Origin of the sequence: Pseudomonas sp. NPDC089530 (genome assembly GCF_050280705.1) — a bacterium.
Lineage (GTDB): Bacteria > Pseudomonadota > Gammaproteobacteria > Pseudomonadales > Pseudomonadaceae > Aquipseudomonas.
This window is the reverse complement of sequence record NZ_JBNNVU010000005.1, coordinates 142,696-159,635: the sequence shown is the minus strand read 5'-3', so window position 1 is coordinate 159,635 and position 16,940 is coordinate 142,696. Positions and strand designations below refer to the sequence as shown.

Below are 16,940 nucleotides of genomic sequence, written 5' to 3'. Positions count from 1 at the left end.
ACAGCTACTACGACACCCTGCTGCAATACCTGCAGAACGGCATCGCCTTGCCCGCCGAACCGGCCGGTCTGATCCTGCCGTCCAGCGCCGGTGCGCCGACCCTGGGCCCGGGCGCCTTGCCCGAGTCGGCCACGGTCTGCTCCTGCTACAACGTGACCAAGGGTGCGATCTGCGCGGCCATCGACGGCGGCTGCAGCGACCTTGGCCAGCTCAAGTCGACGACCAAGGCCTGCACCGGCTGCGGCGGCTGCGCCGGCCTGCTCAAGCAGGTCTTCGAGCACGAGCTGGTGGCCCGTGGTGTCAGCGTCGACAAGAGCCTGTGCGAACACTTCGCCTACACCCGCCAGGAGCTGTACGCCCTGGTGCGGGTCGAGGGCATCCTCAGCTTCGACGAGATGCTGGCCAAGCACGGCCGCGGCCATGTCGGCTGCGACATCTGCAAGCCGGCGGTGGGCTCGATCCTCGCTTCGTGCTGGAACCAGCCGATCATGGACCGCTCCCTGGTGCCGCTGCAGGACACCAACGACACCTTCATGGCCAACATGCAGAAGAACGGCACCTACTCGGTGGTGCCACGCATCGCCGGTGGCGAAATCACCGCCGACAAGCTGATCGTGATCGGCCAGGTGGCGAAGAAATACGACCTCTACACCAAGATCACCGGCGGCCAGCGCATCGACCTGTTCGGCGCCCAGCTGCACCAGTTGCCGGATATCTGGGCCGAACTGATCGCCGCCGGTTTCGAGACCGGGCACGCCTACGGCAAATCGACCCGCACCGTGAAGTCCTGCGTGGGCAGCACCTGGTGCCGCTACGGGGTGCAGGACAGCGTGGCCATGGCCCTGCGGATCGAGGACCGCTACAAGGGCCTGCGCTCGCCGCACAAGCTCAAGTTCGCGGTGTCCGGCTGCACCCGCGAATGCGCCGAGGCGCAGAGCAAGGACGTCGGTGTGATCGCCACCGAGAAGGGCTGGAACCTGTATGTGGCCGGCAATGGCGGCATGCGCCCGCGCCACGCCGAACTGTTCGCCACCGACCTCGACGACCAGACGCTGATTCGCTACATCGACCGCTTCCTGATGTTCTACATCCGCACCGCCGACCGCCTGCAACGCACCTCGGTGTGGCGCGAAAGCCTGGAGGGCGGCCTGGACTACCTCAAGGCGGTGATCGTCGACGACAGCCTGGGGCTGGGCGCCGAATTGGAAGCACAGATGCAACTGGTGGTGGACCGCTACGAATGCGAATGGGCCAACGCCCTGAAGGACCCGGAAAAGCTCAAGCGCTTCCGCACCTTCGTCAACGACCAGCGCCCGGACCCGGACATCCATTTTGTCCAGGAGCGTGGCCAGCGCCGGCCGATCATGGCCGCCGAACTCAACCTGATTCCCGTCACCCAGGAGGTGGTCTGATGAACCTGTCCCAGAACCCGCAACGTATCGACGAACAACTGGAGGTCCAGTGGCAGGCCGTGTGCAACCGCCAGGACCTGGTGAGCCACAGCGGCGTGGTGGTGTGGCACGAAGGCGCCCAGGTGGCGCTGATCTACCTGCCCGATGCCCCGCAGCAAACCCTCTACGCCATCGACAACCACGACCCGCAATCCGGCGCCAACGTGATCGGCCGCGGCCTGGTGGGCTGCATCAAGGACGACCTGGTGATCGCATCGCCCTTGTACAAGCAGCACTTCCGCCTGGCCGACGGCAGCTGCCTGGAATACCCGGAGCAGCGCCTGCGCACCTGGCCGGCGCGGCTGCGCGGCGATGTGGTGGAGATCGGCGTGCAGTAGGCCGCCTTGTTCATCCTTGATCACTACCGGCCGCCGCGCCTCGTGGCGCGGAGCCGGAACCCTGTTGCTCGACCCAAGGAATCGGAGACGCCCATGAAGACCGCCGCTCAGTTGCTGAAATTGAAGGCCGTGGAACACCGCCAGGTGCACAGCATCGGCCCGGACCAGATGGTGCTCGAAGCGCTGCAAATGATGGCGCAGAAAAACGTCGGCGCGCTGCCGGTGATGGAAGGCGGGCAAGTGGTCGGCGTCATCAGCGAACGCGACTACGCGCGCAAGGTGGTGCTGCAAGGCCGCTCATCGGTGGGCACCCCGGTCCGCGCCATCATGAGCGCCCCAGTGATCACCGCCGACAGCCAGCACAGCATCGAACGCTGCATGGCCGTGATGACCGACAGCCACCTGCGGCACCTGCCGGTGCTCGACGGCGAGCAACTGATTGGCCTGCTGTCGATTGGCGATCTGGTGAAGGAAGCGATTGTCGAACAGGCGGATCTGATTCGGCAGTTGGAGGGGTATATTCGGGGGGATTGAGGTGGGTCCGACCTCCCGCCTGAAAGTCATCGACTTTTTGCAATCACACCGCTCATGTATTGATTCAAATCGCGCAGATCCTGAACTGTCCAAGCGTGCGGCGCTAGCTTTACGCCGTTCTCTCGCAAGGTTCTTGGAATCAAGTCTCCATTAGGGCGAAGTATGATCGACGAGACGATAACGCCCGGATAATCATCCAGCCGTTTTTTGAAAGCGGAGGTCGTAAGGTCGGGGGTAGGCGGGTTGCTGCTATTGGCCAATGGCCCTGTTCCCTTGAGATCGGGTCCGTGGCATATGGCGCATCTCTGTGAATAGAGATTTTTCCCGTTGTTATCCGCGAAGGATATCGATGCGTGAACTAGCGACAGGATTCCTAGCGAAGTGATGAGTAACAGTTTCACTTTTTCATGGGGCCTTGTTCTATAAAACGGATCCGAATCGAGGCAACCCCCGGAGGTGCTACTCAAGCTGTCAAAGAGCCAGCGATAGCGGCTGCGTTGTACGCGATTCGCGCTGGCCTGCAAAGCGTTGGAACAAACGCACTGTCGAAGATGCCTTTAGGTGGTCCACCGGGAATCTGCATCCCGGAGGAAATCATTTCGGGGTAGGTACGGCCGAGGTATTGAACCAAGTCATCGATCATCACCGCGTTCATTTCGATGCTCACGATGCCCCCCCTGCCGAACTAAGCATGTGACTTTTCGTTCAGCCGGAAGACGATTCCTTCCACTTCCATGTCGACGTTGTATTGGAACCGCACATGGATATGTTTGGGGAAACCCGCGAAGCGATAGGCATCCCAGCCGCCAGTCATGCCTAGCACCGGAATTCTATAAGGGGCTCCTGATTCCAGAGGTTCGCCGTGATGGGACCTGACCCATTTCTGGTTCATCTTGATTTCGAGGTGATAGGGCAGTTTTCCCTTATAGGTCGATTGTTCTGAAAAGCGCTTCAGCAAGAAAACATATAAGGCTTCAAAGCGCTGGGTACCGGCCCAAAATTCAAGTTCGATACCTGCCTCTGGTGACATTGCCGTGGTATCGCTGTCTTCAAATATGCCTTCTGGTGGCCCGCCTGGGAGAGACATTCTTGAGGCAATCAGTTCGGGATAAGTGCTCCCGATTTTTTTAACCAACTCATCGATCATTACGGCGTTCACCTAGGCCCCTCTACAAATTAAGTGTGTGATCTCTCATTCAGCTCGAACACTACCTCTTCAACCTCCATGGCGGAGTTGTATTTAAATACTGTCTGGGTACCTTTTGGGATGCCCGGAAAACGATAAATATCCCAACCTCCGGTCATACCGCGTATGGGCATTTTGAAAGGTGCTCTTGATTCCAATGGTTCTCCATATCGGGAGCGTATCCACTCCTGATTCATTCGGCTTTTAAGTTGGTAGGGAAGACTTCCCTTGTAAATTGACTCTTCCTGAAAACTCTTCAACAAGCTGACAAAAAGAATCTCAAAGCGTTGACTGCTGGCCCAAAAACCTAATTCGACTCCGGGCCAAGGGGACATTGCCACGGTATCGCTGTCTTCAAAGATTCCCTTGGGAGCCTCACCTGGAAGATACATTCCAGAGGCAATCATCTCGGGATAGGTGCGTCCAAGGCTCTTAACCAGGTCATCAATCATTGCCGCGTTCATATCAATACCAGCCTTGTTCCTGATGGAGGTTATGCAGATCGCTTCGTGCTTTTTCGATCTGATCTTCAGCGAAGCCTTCTTCCAATAAGAAGGGCTTGATGGCGTCTAGATTACGGTCTACGGCTGTGCGCAGGTCGGCAGCGTCTTCAGCTTGTTGAAGTTTGGTATTTCTTCCGCCATACGTCGCACTGTATTTTTGATGAATCTTGCGCGGGATCGCGATGCTGGGGGCTTTGCGCAAATAGTCTTGGAGTTTTTTATCTTTTATACGTGGATCGTTTGCCAGCAAAAACGCCTCCAACGCCTTCTGCGACGGTATATGATCAATATCCAACCCATCCCTCGCGCTCCTGCTGGAAAGATCATTCGCCGGTCCGACCTCCAGTGGGTTGACCATGGGCTTGGCGAAGACCAGGTACAACGACCTGATGCCGCTGTCCGCCGGGAAGGTGATGATGCAGTCTTCGACCTTGAGCTCGTCGATGGGCGCGCCCTGGAGCTGGCTGTCGCCGCCTTCTTCGATGGGGTGGACCATGATCCTGGCCAGTTCGTCGGTCACGCCCGGGTAGGGCGTGGGGGCGGTCACCACCGGGCCGTTATTGGGCGTCCAGGTGATGGTGAGCGTGCCGAGGTGGGCCTGCATGGCGTTTTTGGCTGCGTTCCAGCGGGCCTCGATTACCGGCACCGAGTCCTGCCCCGACTGGGCACTGGTATGGATGCCGTAGACCTGCAGCGCGCCCTGGTGGTCACGGCGGAACTGGAAGCGCACCCGGGTGCTGGCGGCGCGCAGCTCGCGCAGTTGTTCTTCGCTGTAGAAGGTGTCGTCGCCGAGCAGGGTCGGGGTCATGGCCAGGATCAGCACCTGGCCTATGGGGCCGCCGGCGGTCTTGAGCGCCGTCCCGGCCATCTCCAGCGACCAGGCGAAACGCCTGAGGATCAGGTCCCCGGCGATCCTGCCCAGTCCGGCTTCGGTGGCGGAGGACGCCAGGACCATGGTCTTGCCGAAGTTGGCCGCTGGCTCGCTGGCGCTACCGGCCTGGGTGGTACCCCAAGGGGCGGTGTCGACGGACTTGGCGAAGATGCGCTCGGTGCGGGGTTTGGGCTCGGGCCACGGGTCTGGCTGAAGGTAAACCGGCTCCGGCTCGGGAATAGGGCAGGCCAGGCTGCCCGTGGCGGTCGGGCTGGAGCTGTCCGTGACCAGCACCCAGTCGCCGTTTTTCACGGCGGCCAGGATGTCCCGGTCGCTGTGGATGCCGTGGTGCTCGCGCAACAGCTCATCCAGTCCGGCCAGGCTCGACCGTTGGCCTTGCAGTGCCTGGCGCACCCGGGTTTGCGCGCTATACGGGTCCTGCGCCTGCCAGGCATCGCGATCGGATTTCTTCAGTAAACGCATGGGCGGCCTCGGCGTCGGGATCGGCCACCGATGCTAGGGGGCCAGCCCGCTGTGGCGCTTTAGGCCCTTTCTGAAACCCTCGAAAGAAAATTCGTTTGTGGAGCGCTGATAAAAATCGTTATCCGCTGCCGTTCGTCATGGCGCGGCGCAGGGCGTTCAACTTTTGCCGACAATCATTTTCACAGCTGTTGTAAGGGCCGCATCCGGCCCGGTTGGGTGGTGATACGCCGGAGGTTGAGGCAGATGAACGACGACTCCCTGGACGAAACGCTCGAGGAACGCCGCCAGCGCCGGATGGCGCGGGCGCTGAGCCTGAACCCCGACGAGGTGGCGCGTTGGGTCGTGACCATCGAGGAAGATGGCAGTGGCATGGGCTACGTCATCGAGTTTTCCCCCGCCACGCCCGTGGCAGTGCTGGCTAGGGTGCCGGGGCTGGGCAGCGACCGGCTGATCAATATCGGCCCCATCGACTAGCCGCCATGCCCGCCGTGTCGACCCCGCCGGCCCTGACCGCCGAGCGCCTGCAAACCCTGCATACGGAGGGCTTCGTGCTGCTGCCGGGGGTGCTGGACGCGGCGCAGATCCGTCTGTTACGGCACGCCATCGATGGCCTGGAAACCCGGCATTGGGACTACAGCGGTCTGCTCGATCACTACAAATGCGTGTTCAACCGCGACCCGCTGTGGTTGCCTTTTCTCGACCCGCCCGGGGTCATCGAGCTGGCCGAGGCGGCCCTGGGCGACGATTGCCATGTCATCGGCCAGACCGCCTGGCGTTGTCATCCGGGGTTCCAGGGGCTGGGGCTGCACCTGGATTACCTGGTCATGGCGTTGCCCCGACGCCTGCTGGCCGACCCGGCGTTCGAGCTGCCGATGCAGATCTGCACCTGCCACCTGTACCTGGACGATATCGACCAGGACCTGTGCCCGACCCGGGTGGTGCCGGGCAGTCATCGCGCCGGGCGGGCGCCCCGGGCCGGCGAGGAACACTGGCATGGCCGACTGCCCCAGGCGGTGTTGTGCCAGGCCGGCGATGCCCTGATGTTTCGCAGCGAGCTGTGGCATGCGGGCAGCGAGAACTGCAGCGAGGAGCGCATCCGCTACCTGCTGCAAGTGCACTATGGCCGGCGCATGGTGGCGCAGAAGTTCTCGCCGTACCTGGACTGGCGCTTCAACCCCGAGGTGCTGGCGCAGGCCTCGCCACGCCAGCGGCGCCTGCTGGGCGAGCATGAAGAGGCCGAATACGACTGAATGAGGTCAGCTGTCGGGAAAGGGGATCGACAGCAGCCACTGGCTGAACGCCTGCAGCGAGGGCAGGTGCTGGTAGCGGGTCGGGTAGGCCAGGTAGTAGCTGCGCCCGCTGTCCACCGGCTCGAACAGCGCCACCAGCTCGCCGCTCTGGATCTCGTCCTGCACCAGGATCCGCGGCACCAGGCCGATGCCGATACCGGCGACCACCGCCTGGATCAGGTGCGCGGTCAGCTCGAACCCCGGCCCCATGCGCATCGCCCGCTGCTGCAGGCCGTTCTGCTCGAACCATTCGGGCCAGGCGTCGGGGCGCGACACCACATGCAACAGCAGCTGTTGCGCCACTTCGCCGGTGGACATCGAGGCATACCCGGGCAGGGCCCTGGGGCTGGCCACCACCGTGAGTTTTTCCGACAGCAGTCGATGGGCCTCGTAGCCGGGCCAGTGGCCGGTGCCGGCGCAGATGATGGCGTGCATGTCGCCGGTGTCTTTCGACAGGTCGGTGCTGACGATGCGCGAGTGGATATGCACCAGGGTGCCTGGGTGGTTGGCATAAAAGTCATGCATGCGCGGCAGCAGCCATTTCGAGCCGAAGGTGGGCAACACCGCCAGGTGCAGCGGGCCGCCGCCGGCCTTGTGGGCGATGGTCTGCAAGGTGGCGTTGCGGATCCGCGCCAGGGCCGCCGCCAGCTCGTGGTGGTACAGGGCGCCGGCGGCGGTCAGCTGGATATGCCGGCCGTCGCGGCTGAACAGCGGCACTTCCAGCAGCGACTCCAGGGCCTGGACCTGGCGGCTGACGGCGCTCTGGGTCAGGGCCAGTTCCTCGGCGGCCTTGGTGAAGCTGCCATGCCGTGCAGCGGCCTCGAAGGCCACCAGCACCGACATCGACGGGGTGAGGCGTCTTGGGTTCATTCATGAAACTCATGCAAATGCCGCAGGAAATACATTTGTCCCCAAGGCGCAGGCAGCGGAAAATACGCCTTATTGCCTATTCTGCGGCCCTCGGGCTGCGTGCAAGCATACGTGTTTTGCATGCACCGCTGGGCCTTTTCTCTGTCTGGAAGTCTTTTCGATGATTGCTCTGCTTGCCCCCGAACGCGACCTGCTGGCCCATTACCAAGGTTTTCTCGACGCCCTGGCCGCTGGCGGCTTCCGCGGCGAGATCGCCCGCGACCTGGGCCTGCGCACGGTGCTGGCCACCGACAACTCGATCTACCAGCGGTTGCCGCAAGCGGCGGTGTTTCCCAAGGATGCCGTGGACGTCGAGTTGCTGGCCCGGTTGGCGGCGCGCCCGGAACACCGCAAGGTGGTGCTCACGCCCCGCGGCGGCGGCACCGGCACCAACGGCCAGTCGCTGACCGACGGCATAGTGGTCGACCTGTCCCGGCACATGAACCGCATCTTCGAGATCAATGTCGAGGAACGCTGGGTGCGGGTGCAGAGCGGGGTGGTCAAGGACCAGCTGAACGCCGCCCTCAAGCCCCACGGCCTGTTCTTCGCCCCGGAGCTGTCCACCTCCAACCGCGCCACCGTCGGCGGCATGATCAACACCGACGCCAGCGGCCAGGGCAGCTGCACCTACGGCAAGACCCGCGATCACGTGCTGGAGCTGAGCACGGTGCTGCTGGATGGCAGCCGCCTGGACACCACAGCGATCGACGATCAGCAGTTGCAGACAGAAACCGCCCGCGACGACCGCATCGGTGAGGTCTACCGCTGCGCCCAGGGTATCGCCGACAGCCAGGCCGAACTGATCGAGGCGATCTTTCCCAAGCTCAACCGCTGCCTGACCGGCTACGACCTGGCGCACCTGCGCGAAAGCCCGGAGCGCTTCAACCTCAACAGCGTGCTGTGCGGCTCCGAGGGCTCCCTGGGCTTTATCGTCGAGGCGCGGCTGAATGTATTGCCGATTCCCAAGCACTCGATCCTGGTCAACGTGCGTTACGCCGGCTTCATGGATGCGCTGCGCGATGCCAAGGCCTTGATGGAACTCAAACCGCTGTCGATCGAGACGGTGGATTCCAAGGTGCTGATGCTGGCGATGCAGGACATCGTCTGGCACGGCGTGGCGCAGTATTTCCCGGAGCAGGCCGAGACCCCGACCCTGGGCATCAACCTGATCGAGTTCAGCGGCGACGACCAGGGCGAGCTGGAGCAGCGGGTCGACGCCTTTGTCCGCCACCTGCAGCAGGACAGCTCGGTGGTGCGCCTGGGCCACACCCTGGCCGTCGGTGCCCAGGCGGTGAACCAGGTGTACGCCATGCGCAAGCGTGCGGTCGGCCTGCTGGGTAATGTCCAGGGCGAGGCGCGGCCGCAGCCTTTCGTCGAAGACACCGCGGTGCCGCCGGAGAACCTGGCGGACTACATCCTTGAGTTCCGTGCGCTGCTCGACAGCTACGGCCTGCAGTACGGCATGTTCGGCCACGTCGACGCCGGGGTGCTGCATGTGCGGCCGATCCTCGACATGAAGGACCCCAAGCAGGCGGCGCTGATCCAGCCGATTTCCGATGCGGTCGCGGCGCTGACCCACAAGCACGGCGGTCTGCTCTGGGGCGAGCACGGCAAGGGCCTGCGCTCGCAGTACGTGCCGGACTATTTCGGCGAGCTGTACCCGGCATTGCAAGCCCTGAAGGCGGCGTTCGACCCGTTCAACCAGCTCAACCCCGGCAAGATCGCCACCCCGGCCTCGGTGCCGGAAGCACGCCTGACCCGGGTCGACGAAGTGGTGCTGCGCGGCGAACTCGACCGCACCATCGACGAGCGCGTCTGGCAGAGCTATGACAGCGCCCTGCATTGCAACGGCAACGGCGCCTGCTACAACTTCGACCCGGACGACGCCATGTGCCCGTCGTGGAAGGCCACCCGCAACCGCATCCATTCGCCCAAGGGCCGCGCCTCGCTGATCCGCGAGTGGCTGCGCCTGCAGGGCGAGCAGGGGGTGGATGTGCTCAATGGCGGTGGCGCGCGGCTGTCCAACCTGGCCCAGCGGGTCTACAACAGCCTGGCCCGGCTGCGCGGGCGCGAGGACTTCTCCCATGAGGTGTACGACGCCATGACCGGCTGCCTGGCCTGCAAGTCCTGCGCGGGGCAATGCCCGGTCAAGGTCAACGTGCCGGAATTCCGCTCGCGTTTCCTCGAGCTGTACCACGGTCGTTACCTGCGGCCGCTGAAGGATTATCTGATCGGCTCGCTGGAATTCAGCATTCCCTACCTGGCGCGGCTGCCACGGTTGTACAACGGGCTGATCAGCGCGGCGCCGGTGAATCGCGCCCTCGAACGCCTGGCGGGGATGGTCGACAGCCCGTTGCTCAGCACCCTGGATTTCCAGGCGGTGTGCCGCCGGCGCAATGTGCGCATGGCCAATGCCGCGCAGCTGGCGGCGCTGACCGACGAGCAGCGCCGGCGCAGTGTGGTGCTGGTGCAGGATGCCTTTACCCGGTTCTTCGAGACGCCGCTGGCGGCCGAATGGCTGGAGCTGATCGAGCGCCTGGGCTTCCAGATCTACCTGGCGCCGTTCGCGCCCAATGGCAAGCCTTTGCAGGTCCAGGGTTTCCTTGGCGCCTTCGCCCGGGCCGCGCGCTACAACGCCCAGTCGCTGTTGAAACTGCAGGCCAGCGGCGTGCCGCTGGTGGGCCTCGACCCGGCGATGACCCTGGTCTACCGCCAGGAATACCGCAAGACCCTGGGCGCTGGGCAGGCTCCCGAGGTCTTGCTGCCTCAGGAGTGGCTGGCCCGGGTGCTGCCTGAAGCGCCGGCCACGTCGACGCCGGCGACCGAGGCGCAGCTGTATCAGTTCCTGCCGCACTGCACGGAGAAAACCAACGAACCGGGCGCCGTCGGCCTGTGGCAACAGGTGTTCGCGCGCCTGGGGCTGAAGTTGCAGGTACTGCCCAGCGGCTGCTGCGGCATGTCCGGTACCTACGGCCATGAGGCGCGCAACCTGGCCACTTCCCAGGTCATCTATCAGCAGTCCTGGCAGCCGCTGGTGGCACGCCACGGGCAGGGTGGGCGCCTGCTGGCCGACGGCTATTCCTGCCGCAGCCAGGTCAAGCGCCAGGAGGGGCAGGGGTTGCAGCATCCACTCCAGGCGTTGCTGGAGCAACTGCGTAAACATCCGCTCGGGGCCTGACCGGATCCACGGCGGTGCAGGGTTTGCGAGCGCTACGCACTCGGGCGCAGCCTCGCTGTCGCTCGACAGCGGCTACACAAGCACCGCAATCCCTGTAGCCGCTGCCGAGCGACAGCGAGGCTGCGATCGGCGGCGCAGCCGTCGCAACCCCAGGCAACCCCGCCGCATCAGGCACTCCGCTTACGATGGGCTGGCCATTGCTTCACTCCGGCGTGGCATGGATCAACTCCAGCGCCTCGTCCCATGACAACGGTTGCCGCATGCGCTGCGACAGCAGCGCCATGGCCCGCGGGTATTCGCAGGCAACCACCGCCTCCAGCCGTTCGCCGACGCAGAACAGGGCGATAAAGCGGTACTGCTCCGGCTCGCCCTCGAAGACGATCCGGTCCCATTGCCGGGCATGGCCGAGCACCTCGAAGGTCTGGTCGTAGAAATAGGTCCAGAAGAACGGCACCTCGTTGAAACGCAGCCGTTCGCCAAGCAGGTTGCGCGCAGCGAGCCGGCCCTGTTGCTGGGCCACCCGCCAGTGCTCGATGCGCTGCAAGCCGCTGTCGCCGGGGAAACTCACCACATCGCCCGCCGCCCACAAACCCTCGGCCACCTCCAGGCTGGCGTCGGCCTTGAGCGAGCCGTCTGCGGCGCGTTCCAGGCCTTCGACGAAGGCGGTGGCAGGGCGCACGCCGGTGCCGAACAGCACCAGGTCGACGGCGATGCGCTGGTCGTTGTCCAGGACCACTTGTTGCACCTGGTCCTCGCCGACCAGGGCCCGGGCTTCGCAGCCGGGGTAATAGATCACCCCGTGCTGTTCATGCAGGGCGCGGATGGCGCGCCCGATGCGTTCGCCCAGCTGCTTCTGCAGCGGCACCTGGTGGCGGCCGATCAGGTGCACCATCAGCCCGCGCTTGCGCAGGGACGAGGCGACCTCCAGGCCGATGAAGCTGTCGCCGACTATGGCTACGCGCTTGCCCGGCAGCGCCTGGGCGAACAGGCGCGCGGCATCCTCCCGCGAGCGCAGCACGAACACCCCCGGCAGGTCCGCGCCGTCGATGGCCGGCCGGCGCGGTTCGGCGCCGGTGGCCAGGAGCGCGGCGTCGTAGTCCAGGCGTTGGCCGTCCGCCAGATGGATCTGCCGCCGGAGCGGATCGAGGCTGCGAACCTCGGCGTGCAGCAGCCGTACCGCGGCGTGGCGATAGAACCCCTGGTCGAGCAGGTCGGGCACTTCGTCCGGTGGCATCTCGCCGGCCAGCACGTATTTGCTCAGGGCGGTGCGGTCATAGGCGGGTTGTGCCTGTTTGTCGATCCAGGTCAGACTGACGCCTTTGGCGCGCAAGGTGGCCACCGCCGCCGCGCCGGCGGCGCCACCACCGATCACCACGATTCGCTGCGGTTCGGCCACCCGTGGCACGGCGGCGTCCGGCATGGGCTCGTCGGCGACCCACACCCGGTCGTGGCGGATGTCCACCCGGTAGCGCTTGAGGCTGGCCAGGGGCGGCGGCTGGCAGGGTTGTCCACTGTCGCAGGCAAAGGCGCCCTTGTGCCAGGGGCAGATCAGTTGTCCCAGGGACACCACGCCCTGTTCCAGCGGCGCGCCGGCATGGGGGCAATCGGCCTGGTAGGCCAGGACCTGGTTGCCGCTGCGAATCAGCAGCACGGCTTCGTCGCCGATCTGCACCCGGGTGCCGCGGTCTTCGGGCAACTGCTCGAGGCGTGCCACGACATAAAAGGTCATCGCTGTTCTCCTGCACGTTCAACGCCCCTGGCCATCCTTCCAGGAGCGTCGGGCGGGGCCGGGGCCTGCTGCTCGAAGACGCAACGGCGCCCGGCCAGGCGGCTTCGGTCGGCGTTCGTCCAGAATGCCCGGAGTCGCTGAATCAAGTGTGGACCCTGGGGCGCCGGGCCGAAGGCTGCGTTCCGATGGCCGGTCATGTCTGGCCATTCAGCTTCGGGCACGTCAGGCATCGTTCGACGTGTGGAGCGAGCAACCGCTGGCGAACAGGCAAAAAAAGGGGAGCCGGCGGGCTCCCCTTTTTCTGGCGCGGATCAGTTGCGATCCAGCCACACCGTCTGCGCGTTGCAGAACTCGCGCACGCCGAAGTGCGACAGTTCGCGGCCGAAACCGCTTTTCTTCACGCCGCCGAAGGTGACCCGGGGATCGCTGGCGCAGTAGCCGTTGATGAACACGCCGCCGGTGTCCAGCTCGGCGGTCAGGCGCTCGGCCAGCTCGACATCGCGGGTGTAGAGGGTCGAGGCCAGGCCGAACTCGCTGTCGTTGGCCAGTTCCAGGGCGTGCCGAGCATCTTTCGCGGTGATGATCGAGGCCACGGGGCCGAACAGTTCCTGCTGGAACGAGGTCATCCGGTCGGTGACCCCGGCCAGCACCGTGGGCTGGTAGAAGTTGCCCGGGCCCTCGGCCTTGGCGCCGCCGAGCAACAGGGTCGCGCCTTCGCCCAGGGTGGCCTGCACTTGCTGGTCCAGCTCGTCGCGCAGGTCGAAGCGGGCCATGGGGCCGATGTAGGTGTCGTTGGCCAGCGGGTCGCCGACCCGCAGTTGGCGGGTGGCGGCGACGAACTTCTCGGTGAAGGCTTCGACCACCCCTTGCTCGACGATCAGGCGCTTGGCGGCGGCGCAGACCTGCCCGGTGTTCTGGTAGCGCCCGATCACCGCGGCCTGCACGGCGGCGTCCAGGTCGGCGTCGTCGAGCACGATAAAGGGGTCGGAACCGCCCAGCTCCAGCACGCATTTCTTCAGGGCCGCGCCGGCCTGGGCGCCGATGGCCATCCCGGCGCGCACGCTGCCGGTGAGGGTCACGGCGGCGATCCGCGGGTCGGCGATGGCTGTGGAAACGCCGTCCGGGGTGACGTTGATCACCTCGAACACCCCCTGGGGGAACCCGGCGCGCTGGAAGGCTTCCAGTAACAGGTAGGCGCTGCCCATGACGTTCGGCGCATGCTTGAGTACATAGGTATTGCCGGCGAGCAGGGTCGGCACCGCGCCACGCAGCACCTGCCAGATCGGGAAGTTCCACGGCATCACCGCGAGGATCGGGCCCAGCGGCCGGTATTCGATGCGCGCCTTGCCGTTCGGCACCGGAGCCGGCTCGGGGGCAAGCATGGCCGGGCCTTCGGCGGCGTACCATTCGCAGAGCTGGGCGCATTTGTCGATTTCGCCGCGGGCCTGGGCGATCGGCTTGCCCATTTCCAGGGTGATGGTGCGGGCCATGGTTTCGGCGTTGTCGCGCAGGGCCTTGGCCAACGCCAGCAGCAGCGTCGTGCGCTGTTCCAGGCTGGTGCGGCGCCACCGGGCGAAGGCGCCGGCGGCCCGGGCGAGGGCGGCGTCCAGCACCTCGGCGGATTCGTAGGGGTAATGGGCGATCTGCTCGCCGGTGGCCGGGTTGGTGGAAATGGCGTGGGTCTGGCTGGAAACCGTAGTCATGGCAGCGTCCTGTGGGGCTGGGGAATGGCCGCAGGTTAGGCTGGTGCATGGCTTATGAAAACTGAATAATAAAGAGCATATCTTTCACGTTTGGAGAATGACTTGGATCTGGTCCAGCTGGAAATATTCAAGGCGGTCGCCGAGCAAGGCAGCATCAGCGCGGCGGCGCAACTCATCCACCGGGTGCCCTCCAACCTGACCACGCGGATCAAGCAGCTGGAGCAGGACCTGGGGGTGGAACTGTTCATCCGCGAGAAAAGCCGCTTGCGCCTGTCGCCGGCGGGCTGGAGTTTTCTCGACTACGCCCGGCGCATTCTCGACCTGGTCCAGGAAGCGCGGCTGACGGTGGCCGGGGAGGAGCCCCAGGGCCCGTTTTCCCTGGGCTCCCTGGAGAGCACGGCAGCGGTGCGGATCCCGGCATTGCTGGCGGCCTACAACCAGAAGCACGTCAAGGTCGAGCTGGACCTCTCCACCGGGCCCTCCGGGACCATGATCGACGGTGTGCTGTCCGGGCGCCTGACGGCCGCGTTCGTCGACGGCCCGGTGCCGCACCCGAGCCTGGAAGGGGTGCCGGTGTTCGATGAAGAGATGGTGATCATCGCGCCCCTGGGACATGCCGCGATCAGCCGCGGGCTCGACGTCAGCGGCGAGAGCATCTATGCCTTTCGCGCCAACTGCTCCTACCGCCATCACTTCGAGCGCTGGTTCAGCGAGGACGGCGCGGTGCCGGGCAAGATCCACGAAATGGAGTCCTACCACGGCATGCTCGCCTGTGTCAGCGCCGGCGCCGGCCTGGCGCTGATGCCCCGCAGCATGCTCGAAAGCATGCCCGGTTGCGGCACTGTGAGCATCTGGCGCCTGGCGCAGCCGTTCCGCTTCCTGCAGACCTGGCTGATCTGGCGCAGGGGCACGGTGTCGCGCAGCCTGACCCACTTCGTGCGGCTGCTTGAGGAGCGCGGGGCGGTGCAGGGTTGACTGTCTAGGAACTGGGCACCGTCTGATTGCGCCCACTGCGCTTGGCCATGTACAGCGCCGAGTCGGCCCGTGTCAGCAGGGTGTTGAAGTCGGAGGAGGCGGGCACGCAGGTGTAGACACCGAGGCTGATGGTGACGACGCCACCGGCGTTCTCGGCATGGTCGATCGCCAGGGCCTGCACCGCCAGGCGGATGTTCTCGGCCAGCACGTAGGCACCGCCGGGTTCGGTGTCCGGTAGCAGGATCGCGAACTCTTCGCCGCCGTAGCGCACCGCCAGGTCCGAAGGCCGGTGCACGGATTGCTTGATGGCCTGGGCCACGGCGCAGATGCAATGGTCGCCTGCCACATGGCCATAGCGGTCGTTGAAGGTCTTGAAGTGGTCGATGTCGAGCATGATCAGGCTGATCGACGAGCGCTGCCGGGCCGCCCGGCGCCATTCCAGCTCCAGGTTGCGCTCCAGGTGCCGGCGGTTGGCGAGACCGGTCAGGCCGTCCTGCAGGACCAGGGTCTGCAGCTCTGCGCGGGCTTTCTTCAAGTGGCCTTCCACCAAAAGGCCCTTGCGCACTTGCTTGAACAGCAGAATGCCGATCATCAGGTTGATCAGCAGCACCACGGCGATCATGGCGGTCAACTGGTAGGTGTCGGCGCGCCAGCGGCTCAGGATGGATTCGCGGGAGTTGGCGGCAGCCACCACCAGCGGGTACTTGTGCAGCACCTGGTAGCCGAACAGGCGGTCGACGCCGTCGATGATCGACTTGACCATGACCGTGTCGGCGGGGGCGCGCGGTATGTGCACGGAAAAGATTTCGCCCCGGGCCAGGGAGGCGCCGATGAGCTTTTCATCGAACGGCCGCCTGGCGATGATCGTGCCCTGGGGCAGGGCGAGAAAGATCGCGCCCTTGTCGTCGATGCTGAAACGGTCGAAGAAGGTGTCGAAGTAGGCCAGCTTGATGGTCGCCAGCACCACGCCCTTGAAGTTGCCATCGGCGTCGTTGACCCGGCGCGAGAACGGGATCACCCAGTCGCCGGTGGTCTTGCTCTGCAGGGCCTCCCCGACCCTGGGGGCCAGGGTCGCATTCTCCTGGTGGAACTTGAAGTAGTCGCGGTCCGAGTTGTTCGCCTTGGGCGGCTTGTAGTCGAACGAGGTGAGCACCCAGTTGCCTTGCCGGTCGTAGAAGAACAGGCCGTGCAACTGTTCGGTGGCGGCCACGCGCTTTTTCATCAGTTTCTGGGTTTTTTCCAGGGCCTCGGGCGACAGGTCGTCGAGGCGTTCGATCAGCTCTTCGAGGATCAGGTTGGCTTCGTCGAAGGTATCGGTGGCCTGTTGCGCGATGGACAGGGCCAGGTTGCCCGAGACCAGCCGGGCCTGCTCCAGCTCATGGGCCTTGCTGCTGGCGACCTGCAGGCCGTAGATGCCGAGAATCGACACCGCGACCACCATCAAGAAGGCAATGGTGACCCCCAGGATGGGCAGTCGCCTTGACTCCAGGGCGTTGTCCTCGGCGATGTTGTCGATGTTGCCGTCCATGGTGATCCTTGCCTGGCAGAAGAGGAGACCGGGTTGCCGCGGGCCTTCGCGACAGCTGTGATCCGGGTTAAGGGTAGCCAGAATATCAGCCGCGGTGTTCCCGCAGCAGGGCAAAAGCCCATGAAGCCCGGCGCTGGCGGGAGATAGACAGGCAAAAAATCGACTATCCGCGATTCCCTGCTACCGTTGATTTGCCGGCGCAGATCGGCAATGTGGCGCTTAGCAGGGAGTCAGGCGCATCACAGAGTAGAGCTGGGCAACAG

General features: G+C 64.7%; 16 protein-coding genes. 7 read left to right on the top strand and 9 right to left on the bottom strand.

All coding sequences use genetic code 11. The features are described 5' to 3' along the window. The 3 genes from ACQKQA_RS03715 to ACQKQA_RS03705 all read left to right on the top strand — a co-directional run. Positions 1-1,412, top strand: a 1,412-nt coding sequence (locus ACQKQA_RS03715) for a (2Fe-2S)-binding protein (RefSeq protein WP_427553661.1), incomplete at its 5' end; no start/stop codon positions are given. Then, positions 1,412-1,789 carry a nitrite reductase small subunit NirD gene (nirD, locus tag ACQKQA_RS03710; protein ID WP_427553659.1) on the top strand — a complete coding sequence of 126 codons (378 nt, stop codon included), beginning with the start codon at positions 1,412-1,414 and terminating at the stop codon, positions 1,787-1,789. The genes ACQKQA_RS03715 and nirD, both read left to right, overlap by 1 nt. A 93-nt stretch (positions 1,790-1,882) precedes the next feature. Further along, entirely contained in the window at positions 1,883-2,323 is a 441-nt protein-coding gene (locus ACQKQA_RS03705; protein WP_427553657.1) for a CBS domain-containing protein, read from the top strand. Positions 2,324-2,349: 26 nt separating this feature from the next. On the opposite strand, the gene ACQKQA_RS03700 is transcribed toward ACQKQA_RS03705, so the two are convergent. The 5 genes from ACQKQA_RS03700 to ACQKQA_RS03680 all read right to left on the bottom strand — a co-directional run bounded on the left by ACQKQA_RS03700 (position 2,350) and on the right by ACQKQA_RS03680 (position 5,366). Then, the gene (locus ACQKQA_RS03700; protein ID WP_427553655.1) at positions 2,350-2,724 is read right to left on the bottom strand and encodes a c-type cytochrome; all 375 of its coding nucleotides are present in this window, start codon (positions 2,722-2,724) and stop codon (positions 2,350-2,352) included. A 62-nt stretch (positions 2,725-2,786) separates the two neighbouring features. Continuing rightward, positions 2,787-2,990 carry a hypothetical protein gene (locus tag ACQKQA_RS03695; RefSeq protein ID WP_427553654.1) on the bottom strand — a complete coding sequence of 68 codons (204 nt, stop codon included), beginning with the start codon at positions 2,988-2,990 and terminating at the stop codon, positions 2,787-2,789. Positions 2,991-3,008: 18 nt separating this feature from the next. After that, the gene (locus tag ACQKQA_RS03690) at positions 3,009-3,470 is read right to left on the bottom strand and encodes a DUF6392 family protein (protein WP_427553652.1); all 462 of its coding nucleotides are present in this window, start codon (positions 3,468-3,470) and stop codon (positions 3,009-3,011) included. A 29-nt stretch (positions 3,471-3,499) separates the two neighbouring features. Continuing rightward, the gene (locus ACQKQA_RS03685; protein WP_427553650.1) at positions 3,500-3,961 is read right to left on the bottom strand and encodes a DUF6392 family protein; all 462 of its coding nucleotides are present in this window, start codon (positions 3,959-3,961) and stop codon (positions 3,500-3,502) included. 13 nt (positions 3,962-3,974) lie between these two features. Beyond that, complete coding sequence (locus ACQKQA_RS03680; protein WP_427553648.1) at positions 3,975-5,366, bottom strand: S-type pyocin domain-containing protein; 1,392 nt, start codon at positions 5,364-5,366, stop codon at positions 3,975-3,977. 243 nt (positions 5,367-5,609) lie between these two features. On the opposite strand from ACQKQA_RS03680, the gene ACQKQA_RS03675 reads away from it, so the two are divergent. Beyond that, on the top strand, positions 5,610-5,840 hold the full coding sequence (locus ACQKQA_RS03675) for a hypothetical protein (protein WP_427553646.1): 231 nt from the start codon (positions 5,610-5,612) through the stop codon (positions 5,838-5,840). A gap of 5 nt (positions 5,841-5,845) precedes the next feature. Then, positions 5,846-6,616 (top strand): phytanoyl-CoA dioxygenase family protein, encoded by a 771-nt coding sequence (locus tag ACQKQA_RS03670; RefSeq protein ID WP_427553644.1) that lies wholly within the window; start codon positions 5,846-5,848, stop codon positions 6,614-6,616. Positions 6,617-6,622: 6 nt separating this feature from the next. Here ACQKQA_RS03670 and ACQKQA_RS03665 read toward each other — a convergent pair whose 3' ends face one another. Beyond that, positions 6,623-7,525, bottom strand: coding sequence for a LysR substrate-binding domain-containing protein (locus ACQKQA_RS03665; protein ID WP_427553642.1), 903 nt, complete (start codon positions 7,523-7,525; stop codon positions 6,623-6,625). 160 nt (positions 7,526-7,685) lie between these two features. Here ACQKQA_RS03665 and ydiJ point away from each other — a divergent pair, with 160 nt between their 5' ends. Then, positions 7,686-10,742 (top strand): D-2-hydroxyglutarate dehydrogenase YdiJ, encoded by a 3,057-nt coding sequence (ydiJ, locus tag ACQKQA_RS03660; RefSeq protein ID WP_427553640.1) that lies wholly within the window; start codon positions 7,686-7,688, stop codon positions 10,740-10,742. A 202-nt stretch (positions 10,743-10,944) separates the two neighbouring features. On the opposite strand, the gene ACQKQA_RS03655 is transcribed toward ydiJ, so the two are convergent. Next, positions 10,945-12,471 (bottom strand): FAD-dependent oxidoreductase, encoded by a 1,527-nt coding sequence (locus tag ACQKQA_RS03655; RefSeq protein WP_427553638.1) that lies wholly within the window; start codon positions 12,469-12,471, stop codon positions 10,945-10,947. A 311-nt stretch (positions 12,472-12,782) separates the two neighbouring features. Beyond that, positions 12,783-14,174, bottom strand: coding sequence for an aldehyde dehydrogenase family protein (locus ACQKQA_RS03650; RefSeq protein WP_427553636.1), 1,392 nt, complete (start codon positions 14,172-14,174; stop codon positions 12,783-12,785). 102 nt (positions 14,175-14,276) lie between these two features. Between ACQKQA_RS03650 and ptrR the strand changes: the two genes are divergently transcribed. Continuing rightward, complete coding sequence (ptrR, locus tag ACQKQA_RS03645; RefSeq protein WP_427553634.1) at positions 14,277-15,149, top strand: putrescine utilization regulator PtrR; 873 nt, start codon at positions 14,277-14,279, stop codon at positions 15,147-15,149. Between the two features lie 4 nt (positions 15,150-15,153). On the opposite strand, the gene ACQKQA_RS03640 is transcribed toward ptrR, so the two are convergent. Then, positions 15,154-16,677, bottom strand: a complete 1,524-nt coding sequence (locus ACQKQA_RS03640; RefSeq protein ID WP_427553632.1) for a sensor domain-containing diguanylate cyclase — start codon at positions 16,675-16,677, stop codon at positions 15,154-15,156. Between the last annotated feature and the right edge of the window lie 263 nt (positions 16,678-16,940).